This window comes from Paenibacillus sp. S29 (assembly GCF_049319765.1).
GTDB lineage: Bacteria > Bacillota > Bacilli > Paenibacillales > Paenibacillaceae > Paenibacillus > Paenibacillus polymyxa_B.
Genome location: NZ_JBMOUI010000001.1, coordinates 414,460 through 435,629, shown reverse-complemented (window position 1 = coordinate 435,629; position 21,170 = coordinate 414,460). Strand labels below are relative to the sequence as shown.

Here is a 21,170-nt window from a genome sequence, read left to right as displayed (position 1 = left end):
ATTCCCAGTTATGCACTAAACACGTGAACGAAACGTTATAAGCGCACCCGCATAATAAATTTCAATAAATTCTTCATTTTTAAGCTTAATGTCAGTTTTTTTGATAAAATGAAGAAATATGCCTCTCGGGAGGGTTAGCATCTTGTTCAGTACGTTTTTTGTAAATACCTGTATCCTTGTCACCTTTTTGTACATAACTGGCCTCATATCACAAAGATATAAAATCCGTCTGCACACCTTGAAGCGTAAGATACATTGGATCGGAGGCGCCCTTTTTGGGTGCTACGGCATTGTTATGATGTACTATTCAATTCCAGTAGGATTTAATACGATTGCCGATCTTCGTCATTTGGCCATCGTAGCTACCGCAACGTATATCGGCGCCCCAGCAGCACTCATGGCTACCCTGTTTATATGTGTAGGTAGATTATTACTGTTTGGTATTAACACTCAAGCCATCGTAGGCGCTGTTTTTATGCTGTTTGCCGGTCTGGGGTGCGCTATACTGTCACATTTGTCGTGGTCACGTTTGCCCAAGCTGATTATGATGAACATTTTTGCTTTGGGCTTTATATTTTGTTCCCTGATGGTTAATTTAAAAGATCTTGATGATGTTCTGCATGTTTATCCGCTTCAGTTCTTCATTTCGATGGTTGGTGGATGTCTTCTGTACCTCATTGCTGAATCTATCAACACATCCAATGAGCTGTTACTTCGACTGGAGCATACCTCCTACACAGACCATCTCACTAATTTAAGCAACAGAAGACAGCTTGAGTTTTCATTGGAAGAGAAGCTCCCTCAAGCTCGCCAACGTCATGAGCACTTATCTGTACTGGTGTTGGATATTGATCACTTCAAGAAAGTTAATGATAGCTACGGACATGCGGCAGGAGATGCAGTGCTGCGCCAGCTTGGGCAGATTTTAATGGAAAAATGTCGTCCCAATGATGTAGTCACCCGCAGCGGGGGGGAAGAATTCACCGTGCTTTTGCCGAATTGTGCTTTTCGACAAGCGCTACGCATAGCTAATCAGATTCTAAGTGGAGTAAATCAGCACGAGTTTATTTTAGCGGACGATCTTGTTCTTAAAGTCACGGTGTCCATCGGCGTGACGACCTTTCCTGGTACCGGGGAAGATATGTCCGGGGCAGCCCTGCTGGAGCAGGCAGATAAAGCACTATACGAAGCTAAAAATGCAGGACGTAACCGGGTTTGCTCATATGAAATATAATTTGAGACATGACCATTTCATAGAAATAGCCGATACCCCCCTCTCTTGAGAGTCGTATCGGCTATTATCATTTTGAATCTTCATTATGATTGCATTTCCCCACCACGAGTGACGTACGATTGGCAAGCGAAGCCAGCGTATGGGACCCCCATACTTCTAGCATACGTTGTTCGCTCTCGGCTAAAATTTCGGATACGGCTATCGCCAACTCCTCACAAAAAGGATTGGTTTCCGGTTCATGCATCATACCCGGGAAAATCGGATCACATATTTCAATGGCGTGGTATATATCGGCAAGTGTAATATGGTCGGCCGAACGGGTAAGCACATAGCCTCCCTCACGACCTTCGCGTGCTGCAATCAAATCTGCCTGTACAAGTCGCGTCAGCACCCTGCGCACCAAAGTGACTTCGCAGTCAATGGAACGGGCAATAGAACCGCTGGCACAGAGTTCTCCGTACTTTTCCAAATAGACAAGCGCCTTTACCGCCACCCCAAGCCATTTGGGCGTTGCGGTGCGTAGTCGTTTTTCACTATTCAAATGAGATGACACCCCTAAGCTGTAGAAACTTCGTTGAATGCATTGTACGTGATGTCAGAAGTAAGTTCAAGCCTGAAAGCCGGAATCCTCTGTAGCATTAGCGCCCAAAGTAAAATGAGCTAGCCGCACTTCCCCGCTCAACAACAGGTATACATCACGTGTGCCAGAGACTGAATGTACCGCTTCCGCGAGCGTAGCCCATGCTTGCGCCCCTCCTGTATTGCCCACATTCACACGTGCCACAGCTTCGCTGTCCGGCGCGTCCAAACGCAGCTCAATTGTGGCATCGCTACTGTTGCCTGACACGCGGCACTGAAGCTCGACCACACTCACCGTATCCATGTCTACGCCATGAAAGGCAATCCAACCGGAACGTTGAGGTGTGCGCGGACGTACACAAGCCTCCCTTTGCTCCTTGCTTTCATCCAGTACGATGTCGGAGCAATCATCAAAGTTTTCAGCGCGGATACTTCGTCCGGCTTGGCGTGGTGGAATAACTTCGCCACGAACGTACACAGGGTGCTCCAACCGGATATCTGCTGAGGAAGCGCCTGCCAGCAGTGTATATACACCCGATTCAACGCAATAGCAATCCCGTGTAACATCCCAAATCGCCCAATCCTTCATCCGAATCGTAAAGGAAACCGTTCGCGTCTCACCTGCGTCTAGGCGAATACGTTGAAAACCGCACAATGTCTTCAGTGGTCGCTTTACTCGTGAGGCACCGGGACGTACATAGAGTTGTACAACCTCTTCACCAGCAGCCACGCCCCGATTCGTCACCTCTACCCACACCTGGAGCGTATCCATGGCATTCAGTGCAGCAATAGACTTTACGCTATCCTTTGGGGCATCCGTACGCAGGTCATTATATTCAAAAGGCGAATACGTCAATCCATGGCCAAACGGATATAAAGGTTCACCTTCAAAATATTGATAGGTACGACCGCCGCGAATAATATCGTAATCTTTAATGTCGCCCAATTGATCCTCGCTCTGAACCCAAGTCATGTTCAAACGCCCCGCTGGCGCGTAGTCTCCAAATAACACATCCGCTATTGCTGTACCATGCTCTTGTCCCGCATGAGACGTGTATACGATCGCTGGAATATGCTCCTGAACCCAAGGGATGGCAAATGGATAGCTGCCCGTCAGAACCACAATCGTATTCGGATTGACGCGATACACTTCCTCGATAAGCCGTTGCTGGGAAGCTGCCAGTTCCAAGCCTGGACGGTCATTCTCTTCCTTTCCATTGATGAGCGGGTGATTTCCAACAAATACAATTGCTGTATCTGCCGCTTGCGCAGCGGCTATCGCTTCCGCTAAACCATCTGACACCGTCTCTACCTGGAATGTTGTATGGCTCTGTCCTGAAACTGTCGAGGCTGTCGAGGCGTTACTCTCTACAGCGTGAAGTACAGATTTTTCAGCCTCCACTACTTTTAATGAGCCCTCCATTCCGGCAATCACTGAATTGCCATTCCATGTTGTCCACAGATGCTCTCCTTGTTCAACAGGAGTCAGCCCAAAGACCTCTTTGACATACCAGCCATACGCTTCATCAGCTGTCACACGGAGCGTCTCCTCATCACTCGTCACGTAAGTACCTAGATGCTCATCATGTAACGTCACACTGCCATAGCCCCAATCCGTCATGGTCAATATCGTGGGCTTTCCATCCTGGGACAGGCGCATCTCACCAGAAGAATCGACTGTGAGCTTCGCTCCGTCATTCGCCGCCGTCAAGGTCACGCGATTCTTGGCATCACGGTACACGACGCGTTCCTTTGCGTCCTCACCTTCCAGTTTGGCACGAATCGCCTCCAGCGGTGTAACCCGGTAGGGCAGCGTACCGGAATACCAGTCGCGGTACACCTCATTGCCATGCGTACCAATGACCGCTACTTTGCCGCACCGGGCAGGGTTCAAAGGCAAGAGTTCATGCTCATTTTTAAGCAATACGATCTGCTCCCTCGCCGCACGCAACGACAATTCACGGGCTTGCTCTGTCAGGAGAGCTTCCTCTCCGATTAAGGCATAAGGATTGTCTGCCGCCGGATCAAATTCCCCCAAACGAAAACGGACACGGAACGTATGGAACAATGCCCGATCCAAGTCTTCTTCTTGTAGCGTTCCTTGCGCCAAGGCTTCACGAATCGCCTGTTTGGAGAGCTCTGCATCATCTGTAATGCTGTCAATTCCCGCCCGAATAGATTCGGCCACACCTGGCGTGTGTGAATCGTAATACTGATGATCGTTGACAATCCCCATGACATCACCCGCATCACTTACGACAAAACCGTCCATCCCCCATTCGTCCCTGACAATATCGTTAACCCCATAATATAACGTAGCAGGCGTTCCATTAATCAGGTTGTAAGAAGTCATCATCGACTGGGCGCCGCCTTCCGTAAAAGGCTTCTCAAAGGCTCTTAGGTAATATTCTCGCAGGTTTCGTGGATCTATACTGGAGGAGCCACTTCCCCGATCCACTTCATTATTGTTACCCAGAAAATGTTTTAAAGTGGCGACCGCTTTCAAATATACCGGATGATCCCCCTGTATCCCCTTGACTAACTCCTTTGACAGCTCTCCCGTCAAATATGGATCTTCGCCGTAAGCTTCCTCATTGCGTCCCCACCTCGGGTCACGCTCCATATCCACTGTAGGTGCCCACAGGGTCAGACCGTTTAATTTGGGATCACGACGATAGTACACACGCGCCTCATCGGCGATAACAGAGCCGATGAGGCGCATTAATTCCGTATCCCAAGTACATGCCAATCCTACAGGCTGAGGAAATGAAGTCGCCTCACCCAACCACGCTATCCCGTGTGCCGCTTCCGTACCGTGCTTATAAGCTGCGACTCCCAATCGGTCAATGGACGGCTGGTATTGCAACATGGATTCAACCTTTTCCTCCAAGGTTAGTCGCGACACAAGATCCCGTACACGCTCATTCAGATGAATCTTCGGATCTTGAAATAAATATTCGATACCCGTTGTTTCATGACTCATATCCGTCATCTCCTTAGCTTAATTAAGATGATAAAAAGTTCATTTCTGAAAGCGTTTTAATATATCATAGCTAAAAAGGGATACCCCGGCAACAATACCGAAAACATCCTATACTGGTTGAAAGAAAGACCGCAGCATAAAGACAAAAAAAGTTGTATTTTACCTTCAATATACAAAGCTAAAAATAATATTTTTTGGTATAATCAGGATATATCATGGAAGGAGGAAGCGCTAATGAAAAATACCGGAATGACAAGGCCTCTGGATCAATTGGGGCGGATTGTACTCCCTAAGGAAATGCGGACCACAATGGATATCAATATCGGTGATTCACTTGAATTTTTCGTAGATGAAGAAGGGTTTGTACTAAGAAAATACACCGGTGTCTCCTGCAAATTTTGCGGCGCGGTGGATCATTTAACTTATTTTCGCGACAGCTTTATTTGCGCAGAGTGCATCCAGGTATTAAAGACCGATGAAAATGTGCATGCCACAAGCACCGATGCTATTCAGGCTCAAGAAGATTCTAAGCCGACCCGAACCAACACAACCTGGCAACCCAAGCAATCTAGAGTGCAGCAAGGTGAAATGGTAAAAAAGCTACGCAAGCTGATTCAGGAACACCCGAACCTGCCACAAAAAGTGTATGCCGAAATGCTAGATATTTCCCAAGGCCGGGTGTCCCAGTTGAAAAAGCTACTCTAAACCTTCTCAAAACAATATCCCAAGATCATATACTATGTACTCGCAAGCCTATCATTTTCATCGCAACTACGATGGCCAGATATAGAGTAAGGTGCATATCCGTGGATGTGTCCCTTACTCTGTATCTGGCTTTTTTATGCTGCCCGCCCCTACCAATGTGACAATAGTCACATACTCTCAATGTATACGTATATACAATATATAGATCGAAACAATTGGTTAACACAAGATATCATCAATATGTTGTTTTTGTGAAAAATATATATATTTTACTATATGGAGGGTTTTACGATGAAGGTGCTGGAGGAACATCAATTATACGACATCGGCGAACGGGTCATTGGGGCACAAGATCTGGACATGCTGCGGGAGAATGCAAATTTGAATGGAGAATCGTTCAGCGGCAAAATGAGCAAGCTTGGGTCCGAGTATGCCAAATGGTATGCGCGCCTGCGGGTACTTCCGCCTGAACTGACGAACGCGATTGACCACGGGTATGTATATGTTCACGATTTGGACCAATATGCACTCGGAACTACAAATTGTATCTTTATTCCTTTTGGTCGTTTACTGCGAGACGGCTTCAATACAGGCAACGGCTCTGTGCGCACACCGCAAACGATTATGTCTGCTATGGCACTTGTCGCCATCATATTCCAGTCTCAGCAAAACAGCCAATTCGGAGGTGTCTCTGCCAATAAAATCGATTGGGACCTTGCCCCATACGTTGCCCGGTCCTTCCGCAAGCATCTGCGCAAGGGACTTCGGCTGTTCGAGGAAGAGGTAGAATCCAATATGTCTGACGACGAACTACATATGGCCAATCCCCATTTGCAAGAAGTCTGCCCTCGTTCATACGCATTCGCACGCGAAGAAACGGAGACGGAAACCCGGCAGGCTGCTGAATCGCTCATTCATAACCTGAACACCATGAGCAGTCGGGCGGGGGGACAGATTCCATTCACTTCACTGAATTACGGAATGTGCACGTCTGCTGAGGGACGGCTTGTTACTCAATCGCTGCTGGAGGCCACTATTCGCGGCTTGGGCAGCGGGGAAACTCCTATTTTTCCACAACATATTTTCCAATGTAAAGAGGGAATCAACCAGGCAGAAGGCGACATCAATTATGATTTGTTCTTACGGGCGGTAGAATGCTCTAGCAGACGGATGTATCCTAATTTTGTGAATGTGGATGCCACCTTCAACCTGCCTTTTTACCGTGCTGATGATCCAGATACCATTATAGCGACAATGGGTTGCCGTACCCGCACCATTTCTGACCGTTTCGGTAGAAACCGGCAGAGTGGCAAGGGGAACCTCTCCTTTAATACCATTAATCTGGTGCGGCTTGGCATTGAATATGGTATTTGCACAGGCAAACGCCTGACACCTGACCGTGATCGCTTTGATGCGAGACTAGAAGAAGTTATGCGCATTGCGGTAGATGGCCTAATTCATCGCTATCAAATCCAGACCAGCCAACCGGCCAAAGCCTCAGACTTTATGATGCGCGAAGGGGTATGGGAAGGTGGAGAACAACTGGCACCAGATGATAAGGTGGGAGGCGTACTAAAACACGGTACGCTTTCGATTGGGTTCATCGGGCTGGCTGAGTGCATGAAGGCACTATACGGGAAACACCACGGGGAGGATGATTTTGTATACCGCGAGGCACAGCGAATCATCACTTCCATGCGCGTGTATTGCGATCGAATGAGTGAATATCACAATTTAAATATTACATTGTTCGCTACGCCTGCCGAAGGTCTGTCGGGCAAGTTCACATTGCTGGATCAACGTGATTTCGGGATTATTCCTGAGGTAAATGATCGAGAATATTACACCAATTCTTTTCATATTCCCGTGTATTACACGCTCCCGGCTGCTCGTAAAATCAGCTTGGAAGCTCCGTTCCATAACCTATGCAACGCTGGTGCGATTTCATACATTGAGCTGGACGGTAATGCGCGGAATAACCCGGATGCGTTTCTTAAAATTGTTCAGTATGCGCTGCATCAGAACATCGGCTATTTCTCCATCAACCATCCGGTGGATCGTTGTACGGAATGTGGTTATGAAGGGATTATCGGGACAAGCTGCCCCCAATGTGGCACAGATGAGGAGCACACACACTTTCAGCGCTTACGTCGGGTAACCGGATATCTGACAGGAGATTATACCGTTCGCTTTAATGCCGCAAAACAGGCAGAAGTTCGAGACCGGGTGAAACATAAGTGAATTTGTGTGGCTACATTCCGGAATCTCTGAACGAAGGATACGGCCTGCGCACCGTTGTGTTCATTAGCGGTTGCCGTCATGCCTGTCCTGGATGCTTTAATCCAGAGTCATGGAGCTTCCGTGCAGGCGAGCCATTCACCCCCCAACGACAACAGGAGGTCATTCGTGACATCATGGAAAATCCGTTGTTGGATGGACTGACTCTCTGCGGGGGAGACCCGTTTTTCTCAGCAGCAGAATGCTCGCAATTTGTGCGTGACTTCCGCGAAGCCTGTCCCGACCGAACCGTGTGGGCTTACACTGGCTTTGTCTATGAAGATCTACTCACAGATCAGGAGCGACAGGAACTGGCGCTTTTGTGCGATGTGATTGTGGACGGTCGTTTTGTAGAACAGCAAAAGGACCTGACCCTTCCCTTCCGGGGCAGTCGCAACCAGCGTCTGGTAGATGTAAAAGCCAGCATTCAGGCAGGTTATACCGTTTCATTGACATAAGGCGATGCTTACCCAGCAAGCAAGATGCTATATCTAATCTAAGACAAGCCCCCATCATGGGTAAGCTTGTCTTTTTTTCATATAGCTAACAGATTCCATTGGAGTTTCTATTGCGCATCCTGTAAGTTTCACTTATGATGGTGAACAAGTATACGAGTGCATAATTATTCGTCATACCTTAACCGCATAGCTTGGAGATAGGTGTCTGTTCTATTCAGATCAGGCTTAAAAGGGAAGCCGGTGCAAATCCGGCACGGTCCCGCCACTGTAAACGGGGAACTTTCAGCTGTTCATATATCCACTGGTCCACAGACCGGGAAGGAATGCTGAGCGTCATGATCCGTAAGTCAGGAGACCTGCCTATTTTAACAACATCGCAAGTACCTACGGAAGATAGGGAGGTGTTAAGAGCAGTCGCCGTATTTTTGATTTTTTAATCACGGAGGCATTCTTTCCCCTACTTATTTTTAACCTTGGGGGGAAGAATGCCTTTTTTGGTACGTAAAAATAAAACAGCTACCCACTAGGAGGAAAAGTACATGTCCATTATTGAATGGCCTGAATTGTCCGGCTTAATTAGCAGTAATCTGGGATATCCGCGTATCGGCGAAAATCGGGAATGGAAGAAAGCACTGGAACGCTTCTGGAACGGTAGCATTAACGAAAGCGAACTGCAGACGGAGATGAAAAGATTACGGTTGGAGCATCTGAGCAAGCAGCGCGACAAGGGGATTGATTGCATTCCTGTCGGAGACTTCTCCTATTACGATCACATGCTGGATACATCTGTGATGTTCGGTCTGGTACCCGAACGGTTCAACTATCGTCCCGCGGGTCCGGTTCCTCTGTCCGTGTATTTCGGGATCGCTCGTGGACAGAAGGGAGCAACCGCTAGTGAAATGACCAAATGGATGAATACCAATTATCACTACATCGTTCCTGAATTGGCGAACGCAGTTCCGGTGTTCACTGAAAATAAACCTTTACAGGCTTATCGTGAGGCAAAACAAGAACTAGGTATTGATGGGAAACCGGTCCTCATCGGCCCCTATTCATTCGTTACCCTTTCCAAAGGCTATGATCGTAAGGGGCTTGCCTCTATTATAAGAACCTTCCTGCCTTTATACACCCGTGTCCTGTCTGAGCTAGCAGCAGAAGGTGTTCAGTGGGTCCAAATCGATGAACCTGTCCTGACTACCTCATTCCCAGCAGAGGATCTGGACATTATTCAGGAAGTCTATGAAGCTTTGAACCAGGCTGCGCCCTCCTTAAATATAATGCTGCAAACCTACTTTGGCAGCCTAGATCATTATGAGCGTCTGTCCGCACTTCCGGTACAGGGGCTGGGTCTTGATTTTGTGTATGATGATGGCGAAAATCTTCAGCATATATTGCAGCATGGCTTCCCTAAAGGAAAAACGCTGGGCGCTGGTGTCATTGACGGACGCAATATATGGCGCAGCGACCTGAACGCTGTAGCTGCTCTGCTGGGTCAGTTAGCAGAACAGACCACTGCCGAGCAGCTTATCGTACAGCCATCATGCAGTCTGCTGCATGTGCCAGTCAGCCTGGAGGCAGAGCACAAGCTGGACAAGGAGCTGGTGCAAGCGCTGGCCTTTGCTGATGAAAAGCTAGAGGAAATCGCCATCCTGACGGCTGCACTTGGCAAACACGATCCATCCGCACTCACCAAGCTTGGACAAAGTGCAGATGCGGTAGCCCGTTTCAACAGTTCAGCGGCACGCGTACAGACAACTGCCGATCTGGCCGACCTGTTGGCCAAAGAGCCTCTGTCACGCAGCGTTCCTTTCGCCGAGCGTCGTGAGATTCAGCAAAATAAGCTGAAGTTGCCTCCACTGCCTACGACGACCATTGGTAGCTTCCCGCAAACCGCCGAGATCCGCAAGGCCCGCCTGCACTATCGCAAAGGAGAATGGTCTGCCAAGCAATATCGAACGTTCATCCAACAGCAAATTAAGGAATGGATTGATATCCAAGAGGACATTGGCATTGATGTGCTTGTACATGGGGAATTTGAGCGGACCGACATGGTTGAATTTTTTGGCGAAAAGCTGAATGGCTTTGCTTTTACGCAAAACGGATGGGTGCAGTCCTACGGCTCCCGTTGTGTCAAACCGCCGATTATATACGGAGACGTTTCCTTCGATCAGCCCATGACCGTGGAAGAAACGGCATTCGCCCAATCGTTAACTTCCAAGCCTGTTAAGGGAATGCTTACGGGTCCTGTGACCATTTTGAACTGGTCTTTCGAACGTAATGACATTCCACGTAGTCAAGTCGCTTTACAGTTGGCTCTGGCATTACGGGCAGAGGTAGAGGCACTGGAACAAGCGGGCATCGGCATGATCCAGGTCGATGAGCCTGCAATTCGTGAAGGGCTTCCGCTGAAAAAAGAACAGCAGCAAGCCTATCTGGATTGGGCGGTTCAAGCCTTCCTTGTGACCACGGCCACCGTTGAGCCAGCCACCCAAATCCATACGCATATGTGCTATTCCGAATTTCAGCATATGATTCAGTCCATCTTCGATATGGATGCCGACGTTATATCTATTGAAACCTCGCGAAGCCACGGAGAACTGATTGTCAGCTTTGAAGATCAGGTATACGACAAAGGCATCGGTCTGGGCGTGTACGATATCCACAGCCCGCGCATCCCCGATGTATCTGAAATGCTAAGCATGATCCAGCGTGCCCTGCGCGTACTGCCATCAGATTTGTTCTGGGTTAATCCGGATTGTGGTCTGAAAACCCGCACCAAAGAGGAATCTGTCGCCGCCTTGCGACAAATGGTACAAGCGGCTCAAGCAGCCCGGGCTGCATTGGCTGTATCCAACTAATTTTTTTATCGTATCCAATCGCGCCATCATTTTCGCCTTATCCTATTCCCCTTTCCGGCCCTTTTTGCTAAAAGCCAGGAAGGGGGATTTATTCTAGATCATATAATGTATATACGCCTTGAATATGCTCCATTTTCATCTGCTTCATATGTACGCCTAAGCCATGTTCTCGATCCCAGGAGCAACTAAAATTCAAATACAGTTCATCCTTTGCCGATGAGTCGGAAATCAGTATAGACATAAGCTGTATTCGATCCAACAATTGTTCCGGCCGCTCCACATAAGGCGCATATTCATCTGGGTCCTCTCCCAATGTACTGTAAGCATTCCGGTACTTTTCCACTATGCCAGCATAATGATAGTGTATGGACTCCAACACTTGAGGATGAATAGTTGACGAATATTCCATATACTGCTCCCATGTCTTTTTTTGCAACTGTGTAGGTTCTTCTATAGTCTGTGCCTGTTCTTCGGAGTCGGCTCCCACGATAAATTCGACTTCTACTTCCGAGGGCTGCCCGCAAAAATTAACATGTACTACACCACGCAGAACAATCTCCTCAGATACATCCCAAGACTCATCATCCTGTTCCAGTTCCATATACCAGTGTTTCCAATGCACCCTTTACCACCTCTTCATAAAAAGTAATCTTTAACCCTATTGAATACTTTACAATCTATCATTTTAATGAATGAAATTAAAGCGGCATCCTATTTGGGCTTCCAGCCACATTTCGAGGAATTTCCAAATGAAACTACTTTTTTCTACAACATTCGCTATTCAATAAAGCCTTCAAGAAAGAAAATCTGCCCATTTCGGCACAAATATTTTATTATTAAAAATTTAGTACCTTGCATTAATCAGTACATGATGTTAAATTATACCTGACTACTGTTCTATAATTAGTACCCGTGACAAATTAAGCACAAACACACGTTTCTTCCCCTTGTTCCGAACGACACCTATGAATCATTGATAACATCCAGGAAGGGAGCACCGCTCGTGAATGTGAACATCCAATTCAAAAAAGGGGTACTGGAACTGTGCGTTCTAGTTCTAATTGGACGCAGAGACCGTTATGGCTACGAGTTGGCTCAAGCCGTCTCCCGTCATATTGAAGTAGCTGAGGGAGCCCTATATCCACTGCTTCGCCGTCTGGTATCAGAAGGATACTGCACAACGTATTTACAGGAATCGACCGAGGGGCCTCCCCGTAAATATTATCGGCTGACTGATACTGGAAGCCATTATACAAAAATACTTACGCGGGAATGGAATGATTTTGTCCATCATGTCGCAAGCCTACTGGAGGAAGGAAATTCCGATGAATAGAAAACAGTTTCTTACAGAGGTGGAGCAGCGTCTTTCTCCTCTCCCTGCAGAGGTACGCAATGAGCTGCTTAGTGATTTGAGCCAGCATTTTGACTACGGGTTGGTCAATGGAAAAAGCGAAAGTGAGATTGCCAATGAGCTGGGTAACCCAGAGGATATTGCCCGAGAAGCGTTGGATGATCCCAATGCAGCCTGGAACGCTTCTCCTCCGCTTCGCCAGGGAAGCTTCGCACGCAATCTTTTTACTTTCTTAGGACTGCTGTTTCTCAACTTGCTGATCTCCATCCCGATTATGGCTACCCTATGGGTAGTATGGGTTTCATTGACCGTGGTAGCGGTCAGCTTCATTGCAGCCCCCCTTCTCGCCGTTACTGATTATGCGCTGAACAGCACCTTTTACCCGGCCAAATTCTTTTTCTCTATCACGATGACGGGTATAGGTCTATTGCTGCTGCCTGGAGTACGTTATCTCTTACTCCTTATGGTCAAAGGCACAGTACGATACTGGAAATGGAATCAGACTACCCTGAGGGGAGCTTACTAACAACATGAATAAAAAGTGGTTTATTGCAGCAGGTCTGTGCATTGTGATCGGTGTAGCCGGAATGGTGGCTTACGGTGCCCCATGGAGTCAACAAGTCATGAAGGAAACAACTGCGATTAACAAAAAATGGACGTTCACACGTGGTCAGCTACAGAAGCTGAAAGTGGACAGTTCTGATGATGTCTCTATTTTGTTTACTCCCGGCTCTGGCGACCAAGGTACGATACGCATTAGTGGAGAAGTTCAGACAAAGGTAGCCGACCAAATTCATAATGCCCGAATTGAGAACGGTAAGCTTACGATTCAATCGGAGCCGGCCGCTTCCTTGTCATTTCTTTCGATCACCCCTGATTTGGATCAAACGATTACCGTAGAGATGCCCTCCGGCGAAACACTAACTGACCTACAGGTAGATGCACATTCAGGGAATGTAAAACTTCAAGATGCCTCCGTGCAGAATACTTCCATCACCGCTACTTCAGGCACTGCCGAGATTACAAACCTCCAAAGTACCCACCTGATCGCAAATTTAACATCCGGCAATTTTACAGCCAGTCAGCTTGCAGCAGATATGGAGTTGAAGCTTACTTCAGGCGATGTTACCATCCGCGATTATAGCGGTAATGGCCTTATTTCCCTAACCTCAGGGGAGACAAATATTACGCAACGTGCCGTAGCCAACTTGGAAGTGAATGCTGATTCTGGTGACGTGAAGATTAAACAAGCTCCCGATTTTAAAGGTGTTTATAATGTCCACTCTGACTCTGGGAGTATAGATACTCCCGAATCTGTTCCCGGTAGTGTGAACGTGATAAAGGTAGAAACCACCTCAGGGGATATTAATATTTCCAAATAGGAGACCTCTAGATGAATACCTCATCAGAGGCGAAGTTTGGTTCAATGAGTTTAACCTTGTATAATGTAACCATGTGCTCACATGCACAACCACGTTATGGAGTAAAAAGGAGGAGACTGGATGGAACTTAAGAATAAAACAGCCATTATTACAGGAGCCAGCAAAGGAATCGGTAAAGCAATTGCCGAAACTTTAGCCAAGGAAGGCGTTAATCTGGGATTAATCTCTCGAACATTGACTGACCTGCAAAAGCTGCAGGATTCGCTGGGGAGTACATACGGTGTGAAAGTGGTGAGTGCTGTTGCAGATATATCGGATCGCGCACAGGCCGCTGCCGCTGTAGCTTCACTGGAACACGAGTTGGGTGCTGTCGATATTTTGATCAACAATGCAGGCATTGCTACCTTTGGCACAGTCGCAGATATGGACCCCGAAGAGTGGGAACGTATTATTCGTGTAAACCTGATGGGAACCTACTATGTCACACATGCTGCTCTTCCAAGCATGCTGGCACAAAAGAGCGGAAACATTATTAATATTTCCTCGACGGCAGGAGAACGAGGTTTTGCAACAGGCTCGGCATATTGCGCATCCAAATTTGCTTTGATGGGCTTCACGGAAGCACTGATGCAGGAAGTTCGCAAATCCAATATTCGCGTCACCGCGCTGACTCCAAGTACTGTCAATACAGAACTGGCGGCAAACGCAGGATTGTCTATTGGTGATGAGGATCGCATGCTTCAACCGCAGGATTTGGCCGATCTGACATTAGCCGCATTGAAACTGCCTCCACGGGTTCAATTAAAAGTAGCCGGTATTTGGACAACCAACCCACAGTAATTCGACATGACATCTTAGATTCATTGGCTGTACAATGCTCCGGCAGACGTAATTGTTCGTCATGCCGGAGCTTTTTTTTCAGCATAGCTATACCAAAACAAACTGTAATATAAGCGCTTTGTACTTCCAGCATATATACATACAATTCCTACAACTATAAGCGCATTTCAGGAAAGGGGAAAAATGATGAAGAACACAGGAATGACACGGCCATTAGACCATTTGGGCCGCATTGTGCTGCCCAAGGAGCTGCGCAATTCTATGAATATTAATATTGGAGATGCCCTCGATTTTTTTATTACCCCAGAGGGACTGATGATTCGCAAGTATACGGGGGTTTCTTGCTATTTTTGTGGTGCCGTAGATCATTTGAGCTATTTTAGGGATCATCTGATATGTAAAAGTTGTATTGAAAATCTGAAGAGCGATAATCCTTCCAGTCATTTGAGTGAATCCCGTCCTGTCCAGCCCAAGAAAAGAAGGAGTTACAGAAATCAGAATGATCTCCTGAATAAACTAAAACAGCTCATGCAGGAGCATCCTAATGTATCTCAAAAAGAATTAGCCGAAATGCTCGAACTATCCCAGGGACGCGTGTCGCAGCTTAAAAAGCTACTTCTTTAAATCATCCGACCCGATCTCGTCTGTTCTAATCAACAAAAAAAGAGCCTGACGGCTCTTGGATCATCATCGTTACGCAATGTCGGACTGCTCTATAACCGGGACCCGATAGGCCAGCAAGGACTCGTCTATTACGGCAGAAATAAAGGTTGCTTCTATTTCAGGCACCAGTCTAAGCGCATAATTCCATGCGTTTTCTTCAATTTGCAGCGCAAGTCGTTGCCGGGTCCCTATCCCGTTCTCTTGCTCCAACGCATCGGAGAGGTCCACTAATTCCGTATCGGCGGCGTGCCCGATCTCATGTGCAAGCACAACCGTAAAATACTCCTCAACTCGATCAACGCTGCCGAACATCTGTACACACTGTGTTTCAATAACATCCGTATACATGGTAATGGCGTGAGCATTCATGGCATACTTGCCCCCAATCAGCCTTCCACCAGGAAAACGTTTCTCCAGCTTGACTGTCACACCTATAGCAGCCCGTTCCAACAGCTCAGCGACAATGCGCTCTGCCTGATTTCTTTCCAACTTAGCTTCGCTCCTCAAACCAGGATATATAAAGTTATATTTACTTTAAATTTATGAAATCATGGATGTGTTCATACCATATACAGTACGATATTATACCTTTTTACAAAGGAGAATACCATGTCAGAAGATTATTATATAGGTTGGGGAACGCTTGCCCTGATTAATGCCGGCTTGGCACAGTCCAAAAATCGGAGCGGGCTAAACTAGTTTCTGCTCTCCCTATTAATAGGGCCACTGGCTACCCTATTTATCGTTGCATGGGATAAGCTGGAGTCCTAATCCAGCCATTAGGTCATTCCCATCGTTATCCGGAATGAAAAGGGCAGCCTTGGCGCTTCTGCTGAAGCACTGTGTCTGTTGCTGTACTAGTAGCCTGTCTCGACGTATACGGCTTCTCTTGAACTCCGAAATTCGGCTTCACAAGCCGATTATCATAGGAACTATGAAAAATATGCGTTGTCGCCGGGGATAGCGGGGGGATCAGCCATGTCCAATTGCCTGTCAGCGCGCGCCCAGCCTTGGCTTCTCGTTCCTCAAACAACTTGAATTGTGCCGCTGCGGTATGGTGGTCGACAATGCTGACTCCCGCTTTTTTAAAAGAATGCAGCACAGCAATATTCAATTCCACCAGCGCCCGATCACGCCAAAGCGTTGTTTCACTCGTCGTATCCAGCCCCATCAGCTTAGCCACCTGTGGCAACATATTATAGCGGAAGGTATCCGCAAAATTACGGGCGCCGATTTCTGTTCCCATATACCAGCCGTTAAAGGGAGCCGCTGTATAGATGATACCGCCAATCTCCAGCGTCATGTCCGAAATCATAGGCACGGCATACCAACGTAATCCCAAGGAAGCGAAACCCGAAAGTTCTGGATGCTCAATGGCTACCTCCATCACCAAATGTTCAGGAATATCAAAGAGCTGGGGAGGCTGCCCACCCGCTTCCACAACCAGTGGCAAAATATCAAAAGGAGTCATCGCCCCTTGCCAGCCCATGTCTTTACAAGCATTGGTAAAATCCACCGAGATCGGGTCCCCGATGATCCCTTGATCGGTTTCATATCCAGCGTAACGAATGAGTTGATGGTTCCAGATGCGAATATTCGGCTGCCCTGGCTTGGAGGCGCGAAATACAGTAAGCGTTGGCTTAATTTTACCGCCATTCGTTCCTATGCGTATATGCTCCAGAAGCTCGCTGACCACCTCCGTCGCATCTGATGCGCCCCGCGCATCCCTGACCAAAAGCTTGTCCCAAAATAAGCGCCCGATGCAACGATTGCTATTGCGCCAAGCCATGAGCGCTCCGTGCTCCAGCTCTTCGTAAGTATGATCATACGTTCCCGTAGCCTCTATGTCGTAACGAATATTAAGAAGCCGGGCTTCCGCTTCATCGCGGCTTCGGCCCAGCTCCTCATAACATGTATATATAAACTGCTCCGCTTCATGCAAAAGCTGTTGTTTTACTTCCATAACATACACCCCATCCCGGCAGCTCCATGACTCTAGAGCCCGTGGTCTTCCACGCCTTCTCGTCATTATACTCCAGTGGCAGACTGGAACCAACGGGATGTGTATCTTGTTCACCTGATCTCCATATACATGGAAATATACACCAATTAATTATCCCAAATACGCACTCAGCATCCAGATATGTTTATCCATTGCTTCTCTCAAGCCGTTAAGAAGATCCTCTGTCGCTTTATCCTGTGCTGCTTCCGCTGCTTCCATCCCATTAGCCAGTTCAACAGTGATGGTTTTAAAATCAGCAACAACGGACTTCACCATATCGTCAGCTGTCTGCTCACCTGCGGACTCCTGAATAGCTGAAAGTTGCAAATGCTCCTTCAAGGTCGCAGCCGGACGGCCACCAATAGCCAACAAACGTTCAGCAATCGTATCTAGATTAGCTGTTGCTTCATTGTAAAGCTCTTCAAATTTAGCATGCAGTGTGAAGAATTTAGGTCCTTTCACATACCAGTGGAAATAATGCAGTTTCGTATACAATACAGACCAGGTAGCTACCTGACGATTCAATGCCTTGTGCAATTCTTGAATAGCCTCTTGTGTAGGTGCGTTCGTATGATTTAATGTACTCATGTTAAAATCCCCTCTCGTTTTCATTCAAAATATAGTTGGTGTAAAGCTTGGATACTCGTTAACAGTAGTGTCTGATTTTCTTCAAAATTCCATGCGTGAATCCAATAAATATTTATTAATTAATTTAGACTTAATCTAAATCCTGTTTTAATTATAACACTGTGTCGATGTTTTTCAAGTCTTAATTCGGTTTAAATCATGAAGATTACGTGAATTGATTGTAAATCAAACTCTATAGGCAATAGGATATCCAGAATCAAGACTTATTTATCTTTTATACATAGGTTACATCAATAGGAGTAAAGAAGATGTTAATTTTGTCTGCTAAAGTATCTGTATTGTAGGCAAAGTCCATAACCTACTACCTCATACCTAGCCACGACAAAAAAAGAGCCGGCCCGTAAGAGGGTCGGCTCTTTTTTTATTCTTGCATCTCTGAAGGTTCCACGATTAAGGATACAACCTTGCCAGCATTTACATCAATCAGGCCGTGATCGGTAATTTTCAAGGCCGGGCTGACCGGCAAAGAATGCGTACTCAGCGACATGATTGGATTGTAATGGCGGTAGCCCAGCGACAGCAAGGCTGAACGAAGCTCCTTCACATGGGCCGCAACCATTTCCAGCGGTCCTTCTGTTAAAATCCCGCCTACGGTTAACGGCAAATGGGACAGCACCTTGCCATTTTCAACTACGCAAAAGCCACCTTGGCTGGATAAAACCGTATTCGCAGCCAGTATCATATCTTGCTTGTTATGCCCTACGACCAGCAAGTTATGGTTATCGTGCGAATAGGTGGTTGCCACTGCCCCACGTTTAATCGTATCTCCCCCGATCAAACCGTAAGCACGGTTGCCATTCTTTCCATACCGTTCAAACGTAGCGATGAGTCCATGTTCACCATGTTCCCATACCAGTTCACCCTGCTCCACATGTGCAGGTGCAATCCGTTCGCTCGTAAAAGTTGAGCCATCCTTGACCATCATAATACGACATTGATGTGTGCCATCAGCTACATCCATCTTTACCGTAAAATCCTGTTCCGTGAGCGGATTGAGCTTCACACTTTGATAAAAATGGGCGGGGAAGCGGCTTTTTATCGGTGCTTGATGGTATTCCTCGAACTTATCGAATACCTTGAGTCCGTCCTTATAGACTTGCTCCACATCAAATTGACCAAGATCGGACAGCAGTACAAAGTCAGCTATTTTTCCCGGTGCAATTGTTCCGCGGTCATGCATTCGCATCCGTGCAGCAGGAGTAAACGTAGCAGCATAAATGGCATCCTCAGGCTTCATGCCCATTCCGATTGCTTTACTTACAATATGGTTCAGATGCCCTCGCTCTACGAAAGAGTCTGGCATGACATCATCCGTTACGAAGCAAAAATGCTGTGCCACATCTTCCTGAATAAGATAGTCCATCACTTCAGGGGTCATGGATTTTTCTTGGATTTCAATAAACATTCCGGCAGCCATCCGCGCCTTCATACCTTCAATACTTTGGTGAGTATGGTCCGAGCCTATTCCCGCATAGATCAACTGATGCAGGTCCAGATCAAGTAGCTGCGGCGTATGGCCTTCAATGATCAGCTCCGGGTAGTGCTCACGAACATGGCGTAAGATGCGATTCGTCTTGCTCTCCGGATCACGAATGACATCCACATAGTTCATAATTTCACCCAGACAGATCATTTCGCCGGTTTGCAGTAGCGCATCAATCTCGGGAATACCAATTTCGCCCCCTGAGGTTTCGAGCGGCGTTGCCGGGACAGAGCTTGGAATGCCGTAGAACATATCAGCCACGCAATCTTTGCTGGCTTCCATCATTTCCTGGATGCCTTCCAATCCGAAAACATTCGCCATTTCGTGCGGTTCCGGTACAATCGTCGTTACCCCATTGCGAATCAGCCCATAGGAAAAGGTTGCCGGTGTCACCATGGTACTTTCGATATGCAAATGAATGTCGATCAGGCCGGGAATCATATATTTCCCATGCCCTTCGACAATTTCAGCAGCCTCGAAAGACTCCAGACCACGCTGACCGATATACATAAACTTGCCATTAAGTATAGCTACATTACCTTCTTCGAACGTCTTGTAGTAACTATTATACACCTTAACTTGTAAAATCATTTTGTCTGCACGCATGATGTATCTCCTTCATCGAACCCGCTGATTATTGGACCAGCACCATTTTATCTGCCGGAAAATGCAGGGTAACCCGCTGACCACTCAGGTAAGGCGTATCCATTTCCTGATTAGCCGTAAAGTTGCCTTTCGCCGTTTCTACCACGTACTGATAGCTACGCCCCAGGTAAGTACTTACTTTAATAATACCGGGAAGCTCATTTTCCCCTGTCTCGTTGCCTTCTGTTCGAATGACCAAATCATCCGGGCGAATAGCGCCCTGACGAGCACCCGGTTGGGCAGTACCCTGATTACGCGCTACGCCGAACGAAAGATCGCCTGTATTCAGTCGAATACGATCCCCTTCTTCAGTACGCTCGTCAAAGCTTAGAAAATTATTAAACCCAATAAAACGGGCGACAAATTCGGTCGTCGGATATTTAAAAATGGTCGATGGAGCATCTAATTGTTCGATGTTCCCCTTATTCATAATCGCAACCTGGTCAGAAATCGAAAAACATTCCTCCTGATCATGCGATACATACACAGTAGTGATGCCCAGTTCCTGTTGAATACGGCGGATTTCCACACGCATATTTACACGCAGGTTAGCATCCAAGTTACTCAGAGGTTCATCAAACAACAGCAGATCGGGTTCAATCACAAGCGCTCGCGCAATCGCAACACGTTGACGCTGTCCGCCTGACAACTCACCGGGGAAACGTTTCTCAAATCCCCCCAGGCTAACCGTATCCAGCATGGCCATAACGCGGCGTTTCACATCATCTTCCTTTACCTTACGTAACCGCAGACCAAAGGCAACATTATCAAAAACGGACAAATGCGGGAAGAGTGCATAACTTTGGAAAACAAAGCCGAAGTTCCGTTTATTCACCGGAACCCGAGTATAATCCTTATCGCCAAACAAAAATGTTCCTTGTTTAGCTTCGAGAAATCCTGCAATGAGACGAAGTGTGGTCGTTTTGCCACAACCACTCGGTCCCAGCAACGAGAGCAATTGGCCCCGTTCGAGCTGCAAATCGAAATCCTGCAAGATCAGTTGGTTGTCATAAGCGACCGATACGCGATCCAGAGTAAGCAGTGCCATAAGGTTGAAGCCTC

General features: G+C 47.1%; 18 protein-coding genes and 1 riboswitch. Of the genes, 10 read left to right on the top strand and 8 right to left on the bottom strand.

Annotated elements, in window-relative coordinates; translation table 11 throughout:
• Positions 1-142: 142 nt before the first annotated feature.
• Positions 143-1,234 carry a diguanylate cyclase gene (locus tag ACL9RM_RS01985; RefSeq protein WP_250266870.1) on the top strand — a complete coding sequence of 364 codons (1,092 nt, stop codon included), beginning with the start codon at positions 143-145 and terminating at the stop codon, positions 1,232-1,234.
• Between the two features lie 67 nt (positions 1,235-1,301).
• Here ACL9RM_RS01985 and ACL9RM_RS01980 read toward each other — a convergent pair whose 3' ends face one another.
• Both ACL9RM_RS01980 and ACL9RM_RS01975 read right to left on the bottom strand, forming a co-directional pair.
• Positions 1,302-1,775, bottom strand: a complete 474-nt coding sequence (locus ACL9RM_RS01980) for an Rrf2 family transcriptional regulator (RefSeq protein WP_069290611.1) — start codon at positions 1,773-1,775, stop codon at positions 1,302-1,304.
• A 66-nt stretch (positions 1,776-1,841) separates the two neighbouring features.
• A complete protein-coding gene (locus tag ACL9RM_RS01975) occupies positions 1,842-4,796 on the bottom strand; it encodes a glycoside hydrolase family 3 protein (protein WP_250266871.1) in 2,955 nt (984 codons plus the stop codon).
• 234 nt (positions 4,797-5,030) lie between these two features.
• On the opposite strand from ACL9RM_RS01975, the gene ACL9RM_RS01970 reads away from it, so the two are divergent.
• The 4 genes from ACL9RM_RS01970 (at position 5,031) to metE (ending at position 11,094) form a co-directional block, all read left to right on the top strand.
• Positions 5,031-5,501, top strand: coding sequence for an AbrB/MazE/SpoVT family DNA-binding domain-containing protein (locus ACL9RM_RS01970; protein ID WP_023990816.1), 471 nt, complete (start codon positions 5,031-5,033; stop codon positions 5,499-5,501).
• A 291-nt stretch (positions 5,502-5,792) separates the two neighbouring features.
• Positions 5,793-7,742, top strand: a complete 1,950-nt coding sequence (locus tag ACL9RM_RS01965; RefSeq protein WP_250266872.1) for an anaerobic ribonucleoside triphosphate reductase — start codon at positions 5,793-5,795, stop codon at positions 7,740-7,742.
• On the top strand, positions 7,739-8,236 hold the full coding sequence (gene nrdG / locus ACL9RM_RS01960; protein ID WP_061830472.1) for an anaerobic ribonucleoside-triphosphate reductase activating protein: 498 nt from the start codon (positions 7,739-7,741) through the stop codon (positions 8,234-8,236). Before ACL9RM_RS01965 ends, nrdG begins: the two co-directional genes overlap by 4 nt.
• A 182-nt stretch (positions 8,237-8,418) precedes the next feature.
• Positions 8,419-8,614: riboswitch (cobalamin riboswitch) on the top strand.
• A 161-nt stretch (positions 8,615-8,775) separates the two neighbouring features.
• Positions 8,776-11,094, top strand: coding sequence for a 5-methyltetrahydropteroyltriglutamate--homocysteine S-methyltransferase (gene metE, locus ACL9RM_RS01955; RefSeq protein ID WP_414126149.1), 2,319 nt, complete (start codon positions 8,776-8,778; stop codon positions 11,092-11,094).
• Between the two features lie 88 nt (positions 11,095-11,182).
• Here metE and ACL9RM_RS01950 read toward each other — a convergent pair whose 3' ends face one another.
• Positions 11,183-11,695 (bottom strand): DUF6985 domain-containing protein, encoded by a 513-nt coding sequence (locus ACL9RM_RS01950; RefSeq protein ID WP_422759352.1) that lies wholly within the window; start codon positions 11,693-11,695, stop codon positions 11,183-11,185.
• 402 nt (positions 11,696-12,097) lie between these two features.
• On the opposite strand from ACL9RM_RS01950, the gene ACL9RM_RS01945 reads away from it, so the two are divergent.
• The 5 genes from ACL9RM_RS01945 (at position 12,098) to ACL9RM_RS01925 (ending at position 15,291) form a co-directional block, all read left to right on the top strand.
• A complete protein-coding gene (locus ACL9RM_RS01945; RefSeq protein WP_061830478.1) occupies positions 12,098-12,427 on the top strand; it encodes a PadR family transcriptional regulator in 330 nt (109 codons plus the stop codon).
• Complete coding sequence (locus ACL9RM_RS01940) at positions 12,420-12,971, top strand: DUF1700 domain-containing protein (RefSeq protein ID WP_250266875.1); 552 nt, start codon at positions 12,420-12,422, stop codon at positions 12,969-12,971. The genes ACL9RM_RS01945 and ACL9RM_RS01940 overlap by 8 nt, the downstream gene beginning before the upstream one ends.
• Positions 12,972-12,975: 4 nt before the next feature.
• Entirely contained in the window at positions 12,976-13,827 is an 852-nt protein-coding gene (locus ACL9RM_RS01935; RefSeq protein WP_061830482.1) for a DUF4097 family beta strand repeat-containing protein, read from the top strand.
• Positions 13,828-13,947: 120 nt separating this feature from the next.
• Complete coding sequence (locus ACL9RM_RS01930; RefSeq protein WP_061830484.1) at positions 13,948-14,667, top strand: 3-ketoacyl-ACP reductase; 720 nt, start codon at positions 13,948-13,950, stop codon at positions 14,665-14,667.
• A gap of 186 nt (positions 14,668-14,853) precedes the next feature.
• A complete protein-coding gene (locus tag ACL9RM_RS01925; protein WP_013312449.1) occupies positions 14,854-15,291 on the top strand; it encodes an AbrB/MazE/SpoVT family DNA-binding domain-containing protein in 438 nt (145 codons plus the stop codon).
• 69 nt (positions 15,292-15,360) lie between these two features.
• On the opposite strand, the gene ACL9RM_RS01920 is transcribed toward ACL9RM_RS01925, so the two are convergent.
• The 5 genes from ACL9RM_RS01920 to ACL9RM_RS01900 all read right to left on the bottom strand — a co-directional run bounded on the left by ACL9RM_RS01920 (position 15,361) and on the right by ACL9RM_RS01900 (position 21,156).
• Positions 15,361-15,819, bottom strand: coding sequence for a hypothetical protein (locus ACL9RM_RS01920; RefSeq protein ID WP_061830488.1), 459 nt, complete (start codon positions 15,817-15,819; stop codon positions 15,361-15,363).
• Positions 15,820-16,126: 307 nt separating this feature from the next.
• Positions 16,127-17,293: a nitric oxide synthase oxygenase gene (locus ACL9RM_RS01915; RefSeq protein WP_250266876.1), complete on the bottom strand. Its 1,167-nt coding sequence runs from the start codon at positions 17,291-17,293 to the stop codon at positions 16,127-16,129.
• A 150-nt stretch (positions 17,294-17,443) separates the two neighbouring features.
• Positions 17,444-17,920 (bottom strand): Dps family protein, encoded by a 477-nt coding sequence (locus ACL9RM_RS01910; RefSeq protein ID WP_023990827.1) that lies wholly within the window; start codon positions 17,918-17,920, stop codon positions 17,444-17,446.
• A 421-nt stretch (positions 17,921-18,341) separates the two neighbouring features.
• Positions 18,342-20,069, bottom strand: coding sequence for an adenine deaminase C-terminal domain-containing protein (locus tag ACL9RM_RS01905; protein WP_069290620.1), 1,728 nt, complete (start codon positions 20,067-20,069; stop codon positions 18,342-18,344).
• Positions 20,070-20,097: 28 nt separating this feature from the next.
• Positions 20,098-21,156: an ABC transporter ATP-binding protein gene (locus tag ACL9RM_RS01900; protein WP_061830494.1), complete on the bottom strand. Its 1,059-nt coding sequence runs from the start codon at positions 21,154-21,156 to the stop codon at positions 20,098-20,100.
• Between the last annotated feature and the right edge of the window lie 14 nt (positions 21,157-21,170).

What these genes read in the sequence shown, in the direction of transcription:
- ACL9RM_RS01975 (WP_250266871.1), bottom strand. Translation starts at nt 4,796, where the DNA reads ATGAGTCATGAAACAACGGGTATCGAATATTTATTTCAAGATCCGAAG.
- ACL9RM_RS01970 (WP_023990816.1), top strand. Translation starts at nt 5,031, where the DNA reads ATGAAAAATACCGGAATGACAAGGCCTCTGGATCAATTGGGGCGGATT.
- ACL9RM_RS01965 (WP_250266872.1), top strand. Translation starts at nt 5,793, where the DNA reads ATGAAGGTGCTGGAGGAACATCAATTATACGACATCGGCGAACGGGTC.
- metE (WP_414126149.1), top strand. Translation starts at nt 8,776, where the DNA reads ATGTCCATTATTGAATGGCCTGAATTGTCCGGCTTAATTAGCAGTAAT.
- ACL9RM_RS01950 (WP_422759352.1), bottom strand. Translation starts at nt 11,695, where the DNA reads ATGGAACTGGAACAGGATGATGAGTCTTGGGATGTATCTGAGGAGATT.
- ACL9RM_RS01940 (WP_250266875.1), top strand. Translation starts at nt 12,420, where the DNA reads ATGAATAGAAAACAGTTTCTTACAGAGGTGGAGCAGCGTCTTTCTCCT.
- ACL9RM_RS01935 (WP_061830482.1), top strand. Translation starts at nt 12,976, where the DNA reads ATGAATAAAAAGTGGTTTATTGCAGCAGGTCTGTGCATTGTGATCGGT.
- ACL9RM_RS01930 (WP_061830484.1), top strand. Translation starts at nt 13,948, where the DNA reads ATGGAACTTAAGAATAAAACAGCCATTATTACAGGAGCCAGCAAAGGA.
- ACL9RM_RS01925 (WP_013312449.1), top strand. Translation starts at nt 14,854, where the DNA reads ATGAAGAACACAGGAATGACACGGCCATTAGACCATTTGGGCCGCATT.
- ACL9RM_RS01915 (WP_250266876.1), bottom strand. Translation starts at nt 17,293, where the DNA reads ATGGAAGTAAAACAACAGCTTTTGCATGAAGCGGAGCAGTTTATATAT.
- ACL9RM_RS01910 (WP_023990827.1), bottom strand. Translation starts at nt 17,920, where the DNA reads ATGAGTACATTAAATCATACGAACGCACCTACACAAGAGGCTATTCAA.
- ACL9RM_RS01905 (WP_069290620.1), bottom strand. Translation starts at nt 20,069, where the DNA reads ATGCGTGCAGACAAAATGATTTTACAAGTTAAGGTGTATAATAGTTAC.
- ACL9RM_RS01900 (WP_061830494.1), bottom strand. Translation starts at nt 21,156, where the DNA reads ATGGCACTGCTTACTCTGGATCGCGTATCGGTCGCTTATGACAACCAA.